Source organism: Microcystis sp. LEGE 08355 (assembly GCF_015207185.1).
In the GTDB taxonomy this organism is placed as follows: domain Bacteria; phylum Cyanobacteriota; class Cyanobacteriia; order Cyanobacteriales; family Microcystaceae; genus Microcystis; species Microcystis panniformis.
This window is the reverse complement of the sequence record NZ_JADEXI010000034.1, coordinates 1-16,962: the sequence shown is the minus strand read 5'-3', so window position 1 is coordinate 16,962 and position 16,962 is coordinate 1. Positions and strand designations below refer to the sequence as shown.

The 16,962-nt window shown below is 40.6% G+C and carries 19 protein-coding genes; 5 read left to right on the top strand and 14 right to left on the bottom strand.

Annotated features, from left to right (window positions below; all coding sequences use genetic code 11):
- The coding region (hypE, locus tag IQ242_RS03240; RefSeq protein ID WP_193959016.1) for a hydrogenase expression/formation protein HypE at positions 1-1,004 on the bottom strand (1,004 nt) is incomplete at its 3' end.
- Between the two features lie 105 nt (positions 1,005-1,109).
- Complete coding sequence (locus IQ242_RS03235) at positions 1,110-1,955, bottom strand: Rpn family recombination-promoting nuclease/putative transposase (RefSeq protein WP_193959015.1); 846 nt, start codon at positions 1,953-1,955, stop codon at positions 1,110-1,112.
- 246 nt (positions 1,956-2,201) lie between these two features.
- Between IQ242_RS03235 and IQ242_RS03230 the strand changes: the two genes are divergently transcribed.
- Both IQ242_RS03230 and recG read left to right on the top strand, forming a co-directional pair.
- Complete coding sequence (locus IQ242_RS03230; RefSeq protein WP_193959014.1) at positions 2,202-3,107, top strand: hypothetical protein; 906 nt, start codon at positions 2,202-2,204, stop codon at positions 3,105-3,107.
- Between the two features lie 67 nt (positions 3,108-3,174).
- Positions 3,175-5,643: an ATP-dependent DNA helicase RecG gene (gene recG / locus IQ242_RS03225; RefSeq protein ID WP_193959013.1), complete on the top strand. Its 2,469-nt coding sequence runs from the start codon at positions 3,175-3,177 to the stop codon at positions 5,641-5,643.
- Positions 5,644-5,793: 150 nt separating this feature from the next.
- Here recG and IQ242_RS03220 read toward each other — a convergent pair whose 3' ends face one another.
- The 12 genes from IQ242_RS03220 to IQ242_RS03165 all read right to left on the bottom strand — a co-directional run bounded on the left by IQ242_RS03220 (position 5,794) and on the right by IQ242_RS03165 (position 15,760).
- On the bottom strand, positions 5,794-6,342 hold the full coding sequence (locus IQ242_RS03220) for an oxidoreductase (protein WP_002740992.1): 549 nt from the start codon (positions 6,340-6,342) through the stop codon (positions 5,794-5,796).
- Positions 6,343-6,388: 46 nt separating this feature from the next.
- Positions 6,389-6,853 (bottom strand): hypothetical protein, encoded by a 465-nt coding sequence (locus IQ242_RS03215; protein WP_228008513.1) that lies wholly within the window; start codon positions 6,851-6,853, stop codon positions 6,389-6,391.
- Between the two features lie 4 nt (positions 6,854-6,857).
- Positions 6,858-7,256, bottom strand: a complete 399-nt coding sequence (locus IQ242_RS03210) for a hypothetical protein (protein ID WP_193959012.1) — start codon at positions 7,254-7,256, stop codon at positions 6,858-6,860.
- A gap of 6 nt (positions 7,257-7,262) precedes the next feature.
- Positions 7,263-7,979, bottom strand: a complete 717-nt coding sequence (gene hoxU, locus IQ242_RS03205; protein WP_002734546.1) for a bidirectional hydrogenase complex protein HoxU — start codon at positions 7,977-7,979, stop codon at positions 7,263-7,265.
- An 85-nt stretch (positions 7,980-8,064) separates the two neighbouring features.
- Complete coding sequence (hcp, locus tag IQ242_RS03200) at positions 8,065-9,693, bottom strand: hydroxylamine reductase (protein ID WP_193959011.1); 1,629 nt, start codon at positions 9,691-9,693, stop codon at positions 8,065-8,067.
- An 875-nt stretch (positions 9,694-10,568) separates the two neighbouring features.
- Positions 10,569-10,955: a type II toxin-antitoxin system VapC family toxin gene (locus tag IQ242_RS03195; protein WP_002734288.1), complete on the bottom strand. Its 387-nt coding sequence runs from the start codon at positions 10,953-10,955 to the stop codon at positions 10,569-10,571.
- A complete protein-coding gene (locus IQ242_RS03190) occupies positions 10,952-11,215 on the bottom strand; it encodes a type II toxin-antitoxin system Phd/YefM family antitoxin (RefSeq protein ID WP_008203789.1) in 264 nt (87 codons plus the stop codon). Before IQ242_RS03190 ends, IQ242_RS03195 begins: the two co-directional genes overlap by 4 nt.
- A gap of 25 nt (positions 11,216-11,240) precedes the next feature.
- The gene (locus IQ242_RS03185) at positions 11,241-11,396 is read right to left on the bottom strand and encodes a PIN domain-containing protein (RefSeq protein WP_193959010.1); all 156 of its coding nucleotides are present in this window, start codon (positions 11,394-11,396) and stop codon (positions 11,241-11,243) included.
- 1 nt (position 11,397) lies between these two features.
- Positions 11,398-11,643, bottom strand: coding sequence for a hypothetical protein (locus IQ242_RS03180; RefSeq protein ID WP_061430649.1), 246 nt, complete (start codon positions 11,641-11,643; stop codon positions 11,398-11,400).
- A 111-nt stretch (positions 11,644-11,754) separates the two neighbouring features.
- Positions 11,755-13,110: a tetratricopeptide repeat protein gene (locus IQ242_RS03175; RefSeq protein ID WP_228020794.1), complete on the bottom strand. Its 1,356-nt coding sequence runs from the start codon at positions 13,108-13,110 to the stop codon at positions 11,755-11,757.
- A gap of 152 nt (positions 13,111-13,262) precedes the next feature.
- Positions 13,263-14,579 (bottom strand): P-loop NTPase fold protein, encoded by a 1,317-nt coding sequence (locus tag IQ242_RS03170; RefSeq protein ID WP_193959008.1) that lies wholly within the window; start codon positions 14,577-14,579, stop codon positions 13,263-13,265.
- Between the two features lie 185 nt (positions 14,580-14,764).
- A complete protein-coding gene (locus IQ242_RS03165; protein WP_193959007.1) occupies positions 14,765-15,760 on the bottom strand; it encodes a hypothetical protein in 996 nt (331 codons plus the stop codon).
- Positions 15,761-15,919: 159 nt separating this feature from the next.
- Between IQ242_RS03165 and IQ242_RS03160 the strand changes: the two genes are divergently transcribed.
- From IQ242_RS03160 to IQ242_RS03150, 3 genes are all read left to right on the top strand, one after another.
- A complete protein-coding gene (locus IQ242_RS03160; protein WP_193959006.1) occupies positions 15,920-16,210 on the top strand; it encodes a YiaA/YiaB family inner membrane protein in 291 nt (96 codons plus the stop codon).
- Between the two features lie 70 nt (positions 16,211-16,280).
- Entirely contained in the window at positions 16,281-16,523 is a 243-nt protein-coding gene (locus tag IQ242_RS03155; RefSeq protein WP_193959005.1) for a hypothetical protein, read from the top strand.
- Between the two features lie 67 nt (positions 16,524-16,590).
- Complete coding sequence (locus IQ242_RS03150; RefSeq protein ID WP_193959004.1) at positions 16,591-16,773, top strand: hypothetical protein; 183 nt, start codon at positions 16,591-16,593, stop codon at positions 16,771-16,773.
- Positions 16,774-16,962: the final 189 nt, after the last annotated feature.

The window sequence follows — 16,962 nt, the reverse complement described above, 5'->3', positions numbered from 1 at the left end:
TTTAAGTAAACTAAATTGGGGGGAGAAGCGACGACTTCCCCGATAGAAGCGGCATTTTTACCGTCAGGATGGGAACGCATCACTGCTAAAACGCGATTTTCCGCCTCCGGAGGCACGACAAGGACTAATTTGCCCTCATTTGCCAGATAAAGCGGTTCTAAGCCCAATAATTCGCACATTCCTCGCACTTCTTCCTGGATGGGGATCGCCGTTTCCTGCACCTGTATTCCCACCCCTGAACTTTGGGCAAATTCGTTTAAAACCGTGGCTAATCCGCCTCTAGTGGCATCCCGCATCGCTTTAACTTGCGGGCAAACTGCCAGAATTGCAGAAATTAAAGAATTCAGAGCTTGACAATCGCTTTCGATTGTGCATTGTAGGTCTAATTCGCCCCTGGCAATCAGAATGGCGGCACCGTGATCCCCCAGAAAACCGTTCAGCAAAATGCGATCGCCAACTTGTAAATTATTCGCCCCAGAATTGATTCCGGCTGGAATTACTCCCACTCCAGAGGTATTAATAAATATCTGATCTCCTTGTCCCTTGGGAACGACTTTTGTATCCCCGGTGACGATTTTTACTGCTGCTTTTTCGGCGGCTATTTTCATGCTGGTAACGATGGTTTTTAGGGTGTCGATAGATAAACCTTCTTCGAGGATAAAACTACAACTGAGATAGAGAGGAATTGCCCCACCGACAGCCAAATCATTAACGGTTCCATTGACTGCTAAACTACCAATATCACCCCCCGGAAAGAATAGGGGAGAAACCACATAAGAATCGGTGGTAAATGCCAAGCGATCGCCTATTCCAGCTAAATCTTTAATTTCAAATCGGGCTTGATCTTCAAGGGTTGCCAGTAGGTTATTATCAAAATTATTCACAAATATCTCATTAATTAAATCCCGCATTGCGCTGCCACCACTGCCATGGGAGAGAGTGATATTTGTGTCGGTAATTTTGTTTTTTTTTAATCTTAAAGAAGCTGAAGGAGTGCTATTCATAGGTGAGGTAGGAAGTTTTTGTTTTGGGTAGTCGGTGGTCGATACCAAATTAGGTTACACTTTATCCTGATCAGAAACGCTGTCATAGCTTACTGCTAGATTATCTTAATGGGTTTCTGGTATTTCTCGCACTTTTTCTACAGTTAAGTCCAAGGCTTGAGCAATTTGTTCTACCGTTAAACCTAAAGCCAATAAACGCGGCACAGATTCCAGTTTACCTTCCAGTTTACCTTCCAGTTTACCTTCCAGTTTACCTTCCAGTTTACCTTCCAGTTTACCTTCCAGTTTACCTTCCAGTTTACCTTCTTCTCGAACGTCTTGAAAATAACGGGTTTGTTTCAGTTCATCTAAACTAAACATGGCTTCTATCTCCCGGCGACTTAGACGTGGTAATTTATAGATAAGTATCGTTTCTATTAATTGTAGGAGGTTTTGCGGTTGGGTAAATTCAGTTCGCACTCGTTCAATAAGTTGTTTGGCTGTTGCCACTGCTTGATTTTCTTTAGCAATAATTAATTTTATGGTGGCAATACCGAGGGAATCTTGATTAATATCATCTAGTTCATCTAAATAGATTCGCGTCACTCTCCCAGATGTCAATAAGTCTTGATAACGTACAACCTGATCTGATTCTACCCGACGATGGGGATAAATGACCACCCCGCGCCAATCATTGTTAAAAGCAGTTTTACTGAGATATAAGAAGATTTCAGCAAAGAAACGGCCATAAAAATTCTGATCATCTTGAAATTGCACCTCGCAGAAATAAATAGGAATGCTAGGATCGGTAATATTGGGCAAAAATACGCCATCAATACGAAAAGCTAGTTGCTTGATTTCGACGGAATCAAAGCGGTAATTCTCTGCTGCTCTGGGGGAAAGGTTGATTAATTCAAAGAAAATTGACGGATAAGATTGAAAAAGATCATAAAAAATACTGTCGGTTTTCATGCCCGGACTTGTGGTGTAAACTATGCAAAAATATAGAGATAGAGAGTTTTCCTACTAATTAGCCTGATTATAGCAGTTATCTTTGCCAAAACCAATGCTAAAAGCCGATCTGGGAAAAGCTAATACCTAAAATAACCGATAAACGATCGAGTCTGAGCATCTCCCCCTGGTCAGGGCGCTATAGCTGACAGTGAGTCGCTATAATAGAATTCGCCGATCGCTAACTTCTCCCTCGGTAAAATTTCTATGACTGGAAGACTGAACAAGCTACAACAAGATTTAAAGAACATAGAAACGGAAGTGGCAAATTTAGCCGAAAGAATGCGGGAAAAATACCGAATTTATCTTGATTTACTCGGTGAATCTCTCTATAAACAGGCGATCGGGGCAGTGTATCATATCTGTACCCGCTACTATGGGGGGGAATTTCTGGCTCTCTCCCACAGCAATCGTCAGAAACTACAAGAGGAGATCAAAGCTCTAGGACAAGAGGCTAAAGCCAGTTTACAGCAATTGGGCGAGCAGAGCTTCGATCGAGGGACATTTTCAGGGGTAGGATTCTCTAAAAGTCCAGCAGAGACGAAAAATACCCCAGATTTCTTAAAACTTTTTCTAAACAAACCGGAAAATCTAGCCGCAACTGGAGAGATTAATAACCCCGATATTTTACTTTATTGTTGTCGAGTGCTGGAAAAAAACTGTATCGAGATTCTCAATCATCTCTCCAAACAAATTAATCAGCAACTACAAAAAGCTTATATTCTTCCCCCTCATCTACCCAGTCAAATTATCGATATGGCAATTCAAGCGGGAGAAGAGGGACAATCCCTAGGTGGAGGAAATAATATGTTAAACATTTTAGTAGAAGCTAAAAACCCTGAACCAGAGGAAGAAAAAGATGAAGATGAAGATGAAGATGAAGATGATGGGGATGATCATGATTTTTCAAGTGGCAAAGTCACTAAAGTAACGGCAATTCATCTACGAATGGCTGAACTGGAATTTGCTGATACGCGCTTAAGTGTCGAAAGAAATCAAATTCGCTCCCTTTGGGAACAATTAAATCGTCTAGGTAAACAATATCATCGTATTCGCAAAGAATATACTATTGCTCAAGCGGAAGCGGCGTGGCGCAGTAGTTGGTATGATTAATCAGTTATAATCAAACAGAGGTATTAGGGAAACATAATACTGGGAAATTTGGATTCAAGAGGCAATTATGAAAGGGGAAATACCCGACTGGGTGAGATTACAAAAAGCCTTATCTGTAGAAGCGGAAAAAGGTTATCCCGATCTTCAGGGAAATCAATACCGTTTTAGCGAGTTTTTCTGTCTTAGTTTCGGGGATAATCCTCCCGTGGGAATTGCCACCAGTGAGAGAAATCGCTGGCGAGAATTAGCCCAAAAATTTGCCCAATATTCCCAATTTAATCCCAGACAAAGACAACAATTAGTCGCCGAAACTCGCAATTTTTTGCAACAATTACGGCAAACTTTAGAAGCAACCCCTACCCCAAAAGAACCAACTGCGGCGAAAATTATTAATACCACTCCCATCACGGCAAAGGCTAATTCTCCACGGCAAGTCACCCTGGAACAACCCTTGAAATATCTAGCGGAAGTGGGAGAGAGAAAAGCCAGTCTTTTAGAAAGATTAAACCTCCACAAAGTTGAAGATTTATTATATTATTATCCCCGGGATCATGTGGATTACAGTCGTCAAGTCAATATCGCTAATTTAACCGAGGGGGAAACGGTAACTTTAGTGGGGAATGTCAAGCGATGTAATTGTTTTAATAGCCCCAAAAATACCAAGTTAGCTATCTTTGAATTGCTCTTACAGGATCGCACTGGACAGATAAAATTAAACCGTTTTTATGCGGGAACTCGCTATACTAATCGTGCTTGGCAAGAAGGACAAAAAAAACTCTATCCCGTCGGTTCGGTGGTGGCGGTTAGTGGTTTAGTTAAAGCGGGTAAATATGGGTTAACTTTAGAAAATCCTGAATTTGAATTATTAGACAGTTCTGGGGCAAGTATTGAGTCCTTAAAAATCGGGCGTATCCTGCCGGTTTATCCCCTCACCGATGGAGTACCCGCCGACCTAATTAGAAAGGCTGTAGTCGCCGCTTTTGGGGCAGTAGAGGCGATAAAAGACCCCCTACCTTTCGGTCTAAGAAAACAATACGGATTAATCGATTTAAAAACAGCAATTACTAACATTCATTTCCCCAATAATTCCGAGATTCTCAGTCAAGCGCGACGGCGATTAGTCTTTGATGAATTCTTCTTTTTACAATTGGGGTTTCTGCGGCGGCGGCAACAGTATCGTCAGACACAGAAAAGCGCTATTTTTAGTGCTAAGGGTCAACTAATTGATCAATTTAATCAGATAATTCCCTTTCAATTAACCAATGCTCAAAAACGAGTTATTGAGGAAATTTTAGAGGATTTAGATTCTAGCACCCCGATGAATCGTCTTGTGCAGGGGGATGTGGGTTCTGGCAAAACAATTGTCGGAGTTTATGCCATTTTAGCAGCCCTACAATCCGGTTATCAAGCGGCATTAATGGCTCCTACGGAAGTTTTAGCAGAACAACATTATCGTAAGTTAGTTAGCTGGTTTAATCTCTTACATTTACCCGTAGAATTATTAACTGGTTCCACAAAAACCGCTAAACGGCGAGAAATTCATGCCCAATTAGAGACAGGAGAATTACCACTTTTAGTGGGAACTCATGCCCTAATTCAAGATGCAGTTAATTTCCGCAAATTGGGGTTAGTTGTTATTGATGAACAGCATCGCTTTGGGGTACAACAAAGGGCAAGATTATTAAGCAAAGGAGAGTCTCCCCACGTTTTAACCATGACAGCAACACCGATTCCCCGTACTTTAGCTTTAACCCTGCATGGGGATTTAGATGTGAGTCAAATTGACGAATTACCCCCCGGCAGACAGCCGATTCAAACCACCGCTTTAAATGGCAATCAAAGAAGGGCTGCCTATGATTTAATTCGCCGTGAAATTGCCCAAGGCAGACAAGCTTATGTGATTTTTCCCTTAATTGAAGAATCGGAAAAATTAGATGTAAGGGCTGCGGTGGAAGAATATCAAAATTTATCAGAAAAGATTTTTCCTAATTTTAATATCGGTTTACTCCATGGTCGCATGAGTTCCGCCGAAAAAGAGGAAATATTAACAGCTTTTCGCGATAATATTCTGCAAATTATTGTCTCAACTACGGTTATCGAAGTGGGGGTGGATGTTCCCAATGCCACGGTGATGTTAATTGAAAATGCCGAACGTTTTGGCCTTTCACAATTGCATCAATTACGGGGGCGTGTGGGCAGAGGTTCCTATCAATCCTATTGTTTACTTTTAAGTGGAAGTAATAGTGCTAATTCCCGTCAAAGATTGACGGTTTTGGAACAATCCCAAGACGGCTTTTTTATCTCGGAAATGGATATGCGATTTCGCGGTCCAGGAGAAGTTTTAGGACAACGACAATCGGGTTTACCAGATTTTGCTCTCGCTAGTTTAGTCGAGGATCAAGAGGTGTTAGTTTTGGCAAGAGATGCCGCTGAAAAAATTATGTTAGATGATCCCCATTTAATCACTTTGCCCAATTTGAAACAAGCTTTAGAAGCTAAATATCAACGGATGTTAGGAGCGGATATTTTAACTTGATTTAGGGAATTATGAATTATGAATTATGAATTATGAATTATGAATTATGAATTGGTGAGAGGGGAGAGGGGAGAAGCAAATGGGGAGAATACGTCAAAGCTGTCTCCTGATAACTGATAACTGATAACTGATAACTGATAACTGATTTAATTAACCAAATTTAATCATTTCTCGTCCTGCCATCACGGGTAATTCCCCTTTTAAAATGGGGATCAATGTCTCGCGAATTCTGTCCGCATCGGGGGGACATCCCGGCATAAAAATATCGATGGGAATGACTTGATGGACGGGCAGCACTTGATCTAATAATTCGGGAACGATACCGGGTTCTTCTGGTAGTTGAGGTGTGTTATCTCCTAACTCTAAATAAGCTCTTTTTAGCACGGGATCGGCAGTTCCCAACATATTCCGCATAGCGGGAACGTTAGCAGTTACAGCGCAATCACCAAAAGAAACGACGGTTTTGGTATTTTGACGGACTAGATGAATTAGTTCTAAATTATCCTGATTAGCGATCGCTCCTTCCACTAAACAGACATCGACATTTTCCGGATAGGTTTTCAGATCGCAGCCGACGGGACTATACACCACGTCAACTTTTTCGGCTAATTCTAACAGCCATTCGTCCAAATCGAGGAAGGACATATGGCATCCCGAACAACCGGCTAACCAGACAGTAGCGAAGCGAATTTTACTCATAATTTTAATTCCTTGTTTGTTAGGTTTGGGCAATAGTGATTACTAGCTAATAGAAAAGCGGCTGTTTACCGAGGGGAGGGTTTTTGCCTATCTCGACAAGTTCCTGATTATCTGCAATTAAAGAAAAAAGATCGATCCCCTTCCATTCTTGCAAAAATTCACAGATTAGCTGTGGTGTCCAATTTTCACCTCTAAAAAACTTAAAATTTTTCGTGTGGACATTGAGAAAAAAATGCAAGATATTACATTGATCCTGCGCCCCGAAAATAGTCCCCTTGACTGTCCAATTATCTACACTACTGGCGTAATCCTCGATCGCCCGATCTGCCGCCGCCACACGCTCTCGGTATTGATCACAGAATTGGCGAAGCATCTGGGGAAATCGCCCAACTTCGGCGAAAAGTTCGATCGCGGACCAAGCTAAATTGGTTGGTTGAGATTGATAATCCAGCAGGGATAGACAGCGATCCAAGGCTTGCAGAAATATCTGTTCGAGATTTGTATCATTCATAACATTATTGATTCCCTTGACGCAGTATGACAGACCAACCATATTGAGCTTGAGCGATTTCGTGAGCAGAAGGCTGATTCATACCCTGATTGATCACTAAATCCGATTCTAAGATTTCGTGTTGTAGAAAGACGCGATCAATTGCCGTTCCCTGTCCTCGCGCCATCCGCAACCAAGCCTTTGCCATATCAATACTAGGCCAAAATTCATACTGACTGACACCGCTACCGAAAGCGTAGTCCTTTGCTCGTTGAGTTTCCTGGGCAGAAATACCGCAGTAATCGGAAATCAAGCGAATATCTTCATTCATCCCCATAATCTCGTCATACAGAGCCATTTCCTCCCGCAGATACTTAGCATAAATACCTAGATGTCCCCAACGAGCGTTTTGAGAATCTACCATTTTTCGCTAACGCGTCCATTGGTGTTCAGTCCTAGCATTAACTAAAAATTCCAACTTCGATCGATCTTCCTCTTTTTCGGAAACGGCGGAACCCTTGCGGAATATCGCCCCGGTTGGACAAGCAGCAACACATTTGCCGCAGGAAGTACAGGCAGAAACGCTGCCCCAAGGCTGATCCATTCCCGCGATAATTTTATCTTTTTCGCCGCGATAAGCCAGATCCCAAACGTGCGCCCCTTCAATTTCATCACAGACTCGCACACAACGGGTACAGAGAACACAACGATTATGATCGATACCAAAAAGATGATGGGAAATATCCACTTCTCGCTTGGGAAAACGGTAGGGAAAACGACTATGATCCATACCCACTTCGATGGCTAAATCTTGTAATTCACAGTTACCATTAGCCACACAAACTGCACAAACGTGATTACCTTCAGCGAATAATAATTCCACTGTCATGCGGCGATATTCTTTTAGTTTTGGGGTATCGGTATGGACCACCATTCCTTCCGCCACTTCCGTTACACAGGCAGGTAATAATTTATTAATACCTTCAATTTCTACCAAACATAAGCGACAGGCAGCTACTTCGGAAACCCCATCGAGATGACAGAGGGCGGGAATTTTTATTCCTACCTGACTAGCGGCTGCGAGAACTCGCGAACCCGCTTCGATCGCTACATCTTTGCCATCAATGCTTAAAGTGATTACGGACATACAAATTATTCTCCTTGAGGATAATATCCCTCTCCTTCCCATAGGCCACAATTTGTGGCCAAGGGTGGGATTTTTACAGAAAGTTTTAACCTAGACAAGCGGCTAAGTCTTTTGCGGGGGTGGTAATCGGCTGCAGGTGATAGGTATCGGAGAGGAATTTCAGGACGTTAGGGGAGATAAATGCCGGTAAAGTTGGTCCCAGACGGATATTTTGAATACCTAGATGCAGCAGGGTGAGCAGTACAGCGATCGCTTTTTGTTCGTACCAAGAGATAATTAGGGAGAGGGGAATCTCATTGACGCTAACGTTAAAAGCGTTGGCTAATCCTAGGGCGATTTTGATGGCACTATAGGCGTCGTTACATTGGCCTACGTCCATCAGCCGGGGTAATCCTTCGATGCTACCTAATTGTTTGTCGAAAAAGCGGAATTTTCCACAGGCAAGGGTTAAAACGATGCAATCTTCGGGGACTTGTTCCACGAATTCGGTGTAGTAATTGCGATCGGGTTTTGCGCCATCGCAGCCGCCAACCAGGAAGAAGTGACGGATTTTACCCTGTTTAAGGGCATCAACCACCGTATCAGCGACACTGAGAACGGTATTGTGGGCAAATCCTACCATTACCTGCCGAGGTTCGCTTATTTCAGTAAATCCGGGCAATGACTGCGCTTTAGCAATCACGGGACAAAAATCGATCGCACCGTCCACTGTTTCTAAGCGGTTAATATGGGCATAACCCACAGGTCCGAGGGTAAAGAGTTTACTTTCATAGTTTTCGTGGGGTGGCATGAGACAATTAGTAGTTAAAACTATTGCCCCCGGAAACTTAGCAAATTCTTTAGTTTGATTTTGCCAGGCGGTGCCATAATGACCGTAGAGATGGGGATATTTTTCTTTTAGTTTTGGATAACCGTGGGCGGGTAATAATTCTCCGTGGGTATAGACTGTTATCCCAGTATTGGCAGTTTGTGCCAGTAAAGCCGCTAATTGTTTAATATCATGGCCGGAGACTAAAATGGCTTTACCTAGACGCGGATTTAAGGGAACATTTGTCGGTATGGGATGACCGTAGGTTTCGGTATGACCTTGATCTAATAATTCCATTGCTCGCAGGTTTGCTTCCCCAACTTTTAGACAGATTGCCACCCAATCATTCAGGTTTAAATCACTGCGATCAATTGCCGCTAAAGTCTCTTGGATAACCTGATAAACCGAGTCATCCTCTTGACCTAATTCCTGAGCGTGGAAAGTATAGGAAGCCAGACCTTTAACTCCGTAGATAGCAGTTAACTTTAGGGAAAAAATATCGAGGTCTTGCATTTTTTCAATTAGCTCTAAGGATACTTCTTGACCTTGGCTAACTAGGCTCTCATTAAAATTAGGCTGATAGTTGGCAAGTGCAGACCAGTCAAGGGATCCCAATTGTGCTTTTAAATTTTCCCGAATCTCTAAACAACGCTGAATATAATCGGTAAAACGTCGTTGATCAAAGTTAACATTGGTCATGGTGGCGAAAAGCGCCTCACAGGTAAAAATATCAGCTTCGCGAGTAGATATTGCCGCTTCTTTGGCTTTTAAAACCACCGATGCTAATCCCCGCAGACAATAAACTAATAAGTCTTGAACGGCGTTGACTTCGGGACTTTTTCCACAGGCTCCCCACTGATGACAACCATTACCACTAGCGGTTTGTTCGCATTGTTCACAAAACATAAGTTTTCTCTCTTTTTTCAGTAGATTGACAGATTGTTGCGATTTTTTTCTACTAAATTGAATTCTGCTTTTTTGAAAGTTAGTTATCGTCCCTCACCCGGCAGGAATCATGGATTTTAGGACTGGAAAGCTTGTCTTGACAGCCTCTACTCTCTGAACTATGTTTTTATTCTCTCACTCTTTTTGCCAGTTGGGTTCTGATTTTAGATTTCCTCAAGAATTACCGATTAAACAATTATTTAGTTGTCTTAATTAAATTAAGTATTTTTGGTGATTTTTATGATATAATGAGCGAAATTTTCGATTTTTAGGTGGGTATTTGCCAGTGTCATAGCAATCGGTCTCCTGATTAGGATCGAAAGTTGGAAATTAAGAGTTATTATCGCCTAACTGTGATGATGGGATTGCTTTCGACATAGATAGTTATCTCTTTTGTTATTTACTTAACTTAACAGATCATCTCCCCGAATATGCTCAAAATCTTTATCTGTTTTTGCCAGATCCTGATATTTGACATCAAGACTGATGAACGATTTATTTTATTAGTGGTATTCCGATATCTTTGCAGATTTTATTAGCGAGAATATCCCTAATTTCCGTATGTCTTGGAATCGCAGATCTTTTATTTAATTGGGGGTTAAACCACCAAGAATTGCTAGGACTTGCTGAAAAAGTACGGGCGAAGCATTCGGATAGAAAATCTACGGTTTCACCGATAGGTTATTGTCCGAATGCTTCGCCCCTACAGGACGCGGGCCGATGAAGACGCAAGGTTTTGAACGACGATTCTCTCAAAATCTTGCACCTGTGAGAGCAAAACAGAACCCTAAAACCCTTACCTCGTCTATATTTCACATTTATTCAGCAAGCCCTATCTACCAATCTATCTGAACAGGATATTTTGCTAATATTGAATCATGGCTAATCAGTCTAGCATTTTCAAGATTAGCTTGAGCAACTAACAAGCGGTCAAATGGATCTTTATGGATGTTAGGTAAAGTATTTAAAGCTAAAACATGGCTGACTGTAATTGATAAAAGGCCAATTTGGTTAGTTTCCTGCTGAGTATTAATCATTTCTGCTAAAGGTATCTTGAGTGATAGTTTACCTAGTTGTAGTTTGATTTGCATTTCCCAAATACTTGTAATACTAAGTAATAGCGTATTACTAGGATCTCTACACAGTTCTAAAGCTCTTTGAGAGAGTTTTTCTGGTTCGCTATCCCACCAAATAAATGTATGGGTATCTAAAAGAAATTTCATGATTCACCTGTCCAAAATTCTTCAGGAAGTGGCTCATCAAAATCTTCGCTAGTCCTAATTTTTCCAGCGTGTAGTCCTGGTTGTCGTAACTTAGGAGAAGGAGTTTCAGACGTTGTTTTTTCAGTATCTCCCCAAGGAATTAGACGAGCTACAGGCTTGTTTCCTTCGGTTATAATAATTTCAGTATCTACCTTTATTAAGGCAAGTAGTTCTTGTAAAGTTAACTGTACTTGATTGAGATCAATAGTTTTTTTTGACATGAATAATTTTCTCTCTTTATTTACTTCACAAAATAAAACAGGATTCAGTGATAACTGCCTCACAAGTTAATAAAGGTTTGGCAACTTTTTCCCATTGCTGAATTGCCCAATTGTGATAATTATTACTCCGGTCGAGAACGGCGACTAAGACTCCCGTATCTAGAATTACTCTTTTAAGCATATTAGACTAGATGCTTCTTTTTAAATTCCCTCTTTTTTAGGGATAAATCTCCTTTACCACTGTCTAAACACCCCACTAAGTCTCCGGCTGATTCTAAAGCAGAAATTTCTCTTTCTCCCTCATGAATTGCTGTCTTATCTGCTTTAAGTTGCAAAAATTCAATAAACTCTATTACTTGTTGTTGTTGTGGGTTGAGGGTTTGCAGTTTTTCTAAAATGGTTTGTTGGTGGGTGTTTGCCAGTGTCATAGCAATTGTTCTCCTGATTAGGATCGAAAGTTGTGACTTAAGAGTTATTATACCCTAACTCTGATGATAGGATTGCTTTCGACATAGATAGTCATCTCTTTTTTTATTTACTTAACTTAGCAATGATTGAAACCGCTCATCTCCCCGAATCTGCTCAAAATCTTTATCTGTTTTCGCCATATCCTGATATTCGACATCAAGACTGATGGCGCGTTGTAAGTTTTCGATAGCTAATTCCACATTATTTTGTAAGCCATAACAGCAAGCTTTATTGTAGTAAGCATTAGCATCATTTGAATTAATTTTAATAGCACGATCACAAGATTCTAATGCATCTTTATATCGTCCCATACAAGTTAAAACATATCCTCGATTATCCCAAGCAACAGGGTAATCGGGTTTAATTTCTAAAGCTCGATCATATGATGCGATCGCTTGTTCAAATCTGCCTAAATTACCTAACGCAATCCCTCGGTTGTACCAAGCTTGATGGTAATCGGGTTTAAATTCTAAAGCTCGATCATATGATGCGATCGCTTCTTCAAACCTGCGTAAATTATTTAACGCAACCCCTCGGATAAACCAAGCTTGATGGTAATCGGGTTTAAATTCTAAAGCTCGATCATATGATGCGATCGCTTCCTCAAATCTGCCTAAATTATATAACGCAACCCCTCGGTTGTTCCAAGCATCAGGGTAATCGGGTTTAAATTCTAAAGCTTGATCGTAGGATGCGATCGCTTCTTCGTATTCTTTTCCCATTTGATGAATTAAGCCTTTTTCATGCCACAATTCAGATGCTTGAACAGGATCGAGAGATGGGGAATCGCTTAAATAGGCCTTAATTTCGGCTAACTTTTCCTGTCGTTGTTGGGGAGTGAATTGTTGATAGGTATCGAGATCGCCGTCTAAATAAACCAGTCTTCTAATTTCTCTGTGCAATATGTCCTTATCGGTCGGAAATTCATAAACTCCCGAATACCAATCAAAAAAATCCGACGCACGACGAATAAAATACCGCAAGGCAAATTCTGGCAATAAGAATACTAAAGTAAAGGGAAATTGCCGCTCAAATCGCTCACGAGATAGGTTTAAATAGCCTAAAATCTTAGGAACTCCGGCCCAGGTTCCCCCATAAACCGGACTTTGACTCAACAAGAAATAGCCTTCACTTTCCGCTTCTTCGTAGCGCAGTAGTGCATTTTCTAAACCGCGCACAAAAAGAATGTTTAGATTGGTATAATTTGGTAGATCGACAATTTTCTCATACAAATTATCGGTTTCTGAATCAAGTTGCAGGACTTGAATATTTTTATTAGGTAAATCTTGACTGACTCCCCGGATAATCTCATCAGCTTGCACGGGAGAACAGCGAACAAAGAGTAAATTAAAGCCATTTTTTCGTCTCAGCGATCGCAGTAATGCTTGATAGGATTCTGCTGCTGTTAGGGGTTGCTCTTCTCGCAATCCTTCAAAATCCGATTCCTGAAAGTTAGTTAAGGGTTTTAATTTTTGGTTTGTCATTATTATATATAGCTGTATTCAGATTTATGAGGTACAATAATTTTCTCACCTGTTCCCTGTTTCCCGCTCCCCATTCATCATTCATAATTCATCATTCATAATTCATCATTAAACTCCTTAATTTTGGTAATTAAAGGATGCACATCATACCAACTTTTTAACTCTGCATCTGCATCAAAATAAGCATATTGTAAAATACAACGATTGAATAATAATTTACGATGAGCTTCATCATTTTGAATTTCGTTGGTACGATATACCTTAGCCAGAATTTTCCACTGCTCGTGTTCTACTGTTCTCTGATAGACATCTCTAGCTTGAGTTATTGCTCTTTGAGCAGCTTTTGCGGTAATAGGTAAAGCATCCACATGATCTAAAGCGGTTTGCATTAATAAAATTAGGTTTCGTACATGACCTCCAGTCATTAAACATAATCGCTCCAGAACTTCTTGACTTTCAAAAATATCTGTTTCTAGCTTTTTCTTCGGTAAAAATTGCTGCGTTCTTTTCTCAATAATAGCCTTAATTTTTGCCATACCATCAGGATTAATAGTACGATCAAGATTGCGGATCATAATCATCGGTAAAACCATCGGGTCATTATCATAAATATCGCGTAGATCATTGGCCCGATTAGAATAGGCCATTGAAATAGGTATAGTATAAATCAAATGACAATTTAACCCCTTTAATTGATTAGCTCGATCTAAAAAAATCTCATCATGATTAGTTTTATGATCTCGCCGATATATCGGTACAATGCGATCTAAGTTATCAACAATTACCACTAATTTTGTTGAATCATCTAAGACAGTTTTGCTATTATCAATAAACTCATTTAGTGCTGTTAACAGGGTAACAGTATGAGGATTGATTTTATTTCTTATTTCTTGTCTTTGACTGGGAATTGCCCGAATCGCCGCAGACAATTTACCAAAATATTTAATCAAGTCTCCCGTTTCTAATTTGACATCTTCCACTTTAATCTCTGTTAAAGCTAAATCAATTAAATCCTGCCAACGGGATTTTATCCAGTTTTTTAAGGGGGTTGAATTAGCCTGTTTTAGTTGTTCTAATAAATGGCGCGTACAGGCAATGAGAATATCTGTATATTGAGCATCTTCTGGATCGATATCGTCTTCATCTGCGGCAAAATAAACAACAAAACAATTTTTTTGCTCTAGATATTTTTTCAGCCGCAATAATTCCGTGGATTTCCCCCCTCCTCGATGTCCTGTGTAGAGTTGATGGGTGTAGTCTGTTGGCAGCGCACGAATAATTTTTCTGCCTAAATCTTGACAAACATCAGCATCCGCTCTCACTGCTTTTAGATCCACATAAAAGGGACTATCGGCAGGTAAAGGAACTGGTTTAAAGGCATTAGCAAGATTAGCGATCAATTGTTCAGACATAGGCGACTATAGCTTAATTGATGTCATTATTATAACAATACTTATTGACAAGATGTTATACCAAATCCGCTTTTAATATTACCACTAACTCTCGATCGAACTTCAAAAACCCAGTTATGGATTTTTTCCCCCTACTCCCCACTCCCCAATTCATAATTCATAATTCATAATTTCCCCACTCCCGATTAAAATTGAATTGCACTCATATCTAGGGATAAAAAGCGATCGAGTCCTAAATACATCCAATAAATAGAGTTTGGGGATTCCTGAATAGTTTTTTGAAATCCCAAGGCGGCGGCTAATTTCTCATAATCGGGATGAATAATCAAAGTATGTAAATCGCAGAGATTAGGAAAATCTAAGGTCATTCTCTGGAGAGTTTTTTGGGCATCTTGCAGAAAAATTAAACGATATTTTTCTAAATAATTAGCATCAATCATCCAACTGCGAATAAATACCGAAAGACAATTTTCATCTCCCACGGATGCCATTTTAAAAGGATCCTGTTCGTTGATCGCACTTAGATGTAAACTCTTGTTAGGAGAGGTAAAAAAATTCGCTTCCGACTCGTTTGCGGTGGGATAGAGGAGATAAAAACCGACGGGATTAAGATTATCTACCCGACGCAAAACTCGCATACCTGTGGTGTAATCTTTTGACCAACCCCGCAACAGACGAGAAATGCGATGGGGAATTGCTTCAGCATTGCGATTCATCCAGTTATAATTGCGTGTCAGCAAGTTAGCCACAGGAATCGCATCACAACGGGGATTAAATTGATCTAATTGCAATTCCACAGATGATTCTGAGCTATCAGGCTCTAAAATCCCCGTAATTGGCTTGATTTTAATTCTGGTTGTGTTGCCGTCAAAAATTTTTTCAATTAAACCAAGGGCTGCTAATTTATCTAACATCATACCAGCAGAGCGATCGCTGCCCTGGTCCTGATCCTGATAAAATAAATCCGATGCTTGCCGATGGGTACAGATAATGGCAGTGGTGGGAAAAATTAACTGGGATAAGGGGGGTTTTGCCTGTCCTTCCTTGGCAATCGCATAAATCCAGAGACGCAGAAAACAAGTGGCACGCACCCGGGTTAATCCCACTCTCCCCACCAAGCACTCGATCATTTGTTCTTGTTTTTCCCAAGAAAACCAAATTTTCAGATGTTTAATCTCCATCTTTTTGCTCCTAGATTCTGACAACAATTATACTTTATACTTCACCCTACTTCACCCCACTTCACCCCAGTTCTCAACCCTCCCCCTACTAGATAGCGCTCATTGTTGTTGCACCTCTAGAACCGACAAAATGGTTCCAGAAACATTTAGGAGACGATTATGAACGATAAAAAATACGGTACTGCTCCCAGTCATACTCAAGCGTGGATTTTTCAAACTTGGTTATCTTTTATTGTCTCTATTTCTGCCACTTCTTTAGGAGTTATTTATCTACCAGTAGATCCGTGGATTAAAGGTTATTTAGGCATGGGTTTACTATTTAGCGTCGGTTCCACCATTAATTTATCAAAAACTGTCCGCGATGTCGAAGAATCTAAACGCTTAATTAATCGCATTGACGAAGTAAAGTTAGAACGGATATTGAGTCAGTACGATCCCTATAAGGAGTAGTTTTTACCTGTTATTGGTTATCGGTTTTTTCGATTATTCTAACTCTTTTTTCTGACTTAGGAGAGTTTATATGCTATTTAAAACTAATCTCATCGCTGTGACCAAAGGAATAATTCCTCTTTTACAAAATCCCAGTAACATTATGTCTGTATATGATATTGAAGATGGCTTAAAAGAGAGTTGGTTACAGCGATTATCTTGGCAATATGTTAAAAGCGATCGGGAGCATCTCACCTTTGTAACTCCTAAATTAAGTTTTATGTCAAGCTATTTTGAAAGCCTTGCTAGAAGCAAGTTTCATCGACAAGTATAATTACTCACTTGCACAAATGAGATTCCTCCTCCCTAACAAATAAACAAACCAATAGATACTTGAGGCAATGATGATTGCAGAATTAAATATCCGGTTAGAAGCCCACGAAAAAACAACCGAAGAGATAAGGCTACGGAAGGAAGCTATCGACCGGCAGTCGGCCGAGTTTAACCAGTGGATGACCGGAATCAAAGCCAGGCTGGATGCGATCGCAGGCAAGATCGAACGGGCCAAAAACAACACCAAGTAGAGCGAACGCAAAGCGCTCGCTACGCCAGATCGCATTCTCTCGCTCAAAGGAAAAGGTGCTTCTTGACATCCTCGCCGCACTTTTAGGGCGGCGATTCCTAAACCTCACGATTTAAGTTTCTGCTTCCACCACCGTCGCATACCACAGTTAAAAAACCATGTACTGTCTTACACAGAGTCGACAGACTTT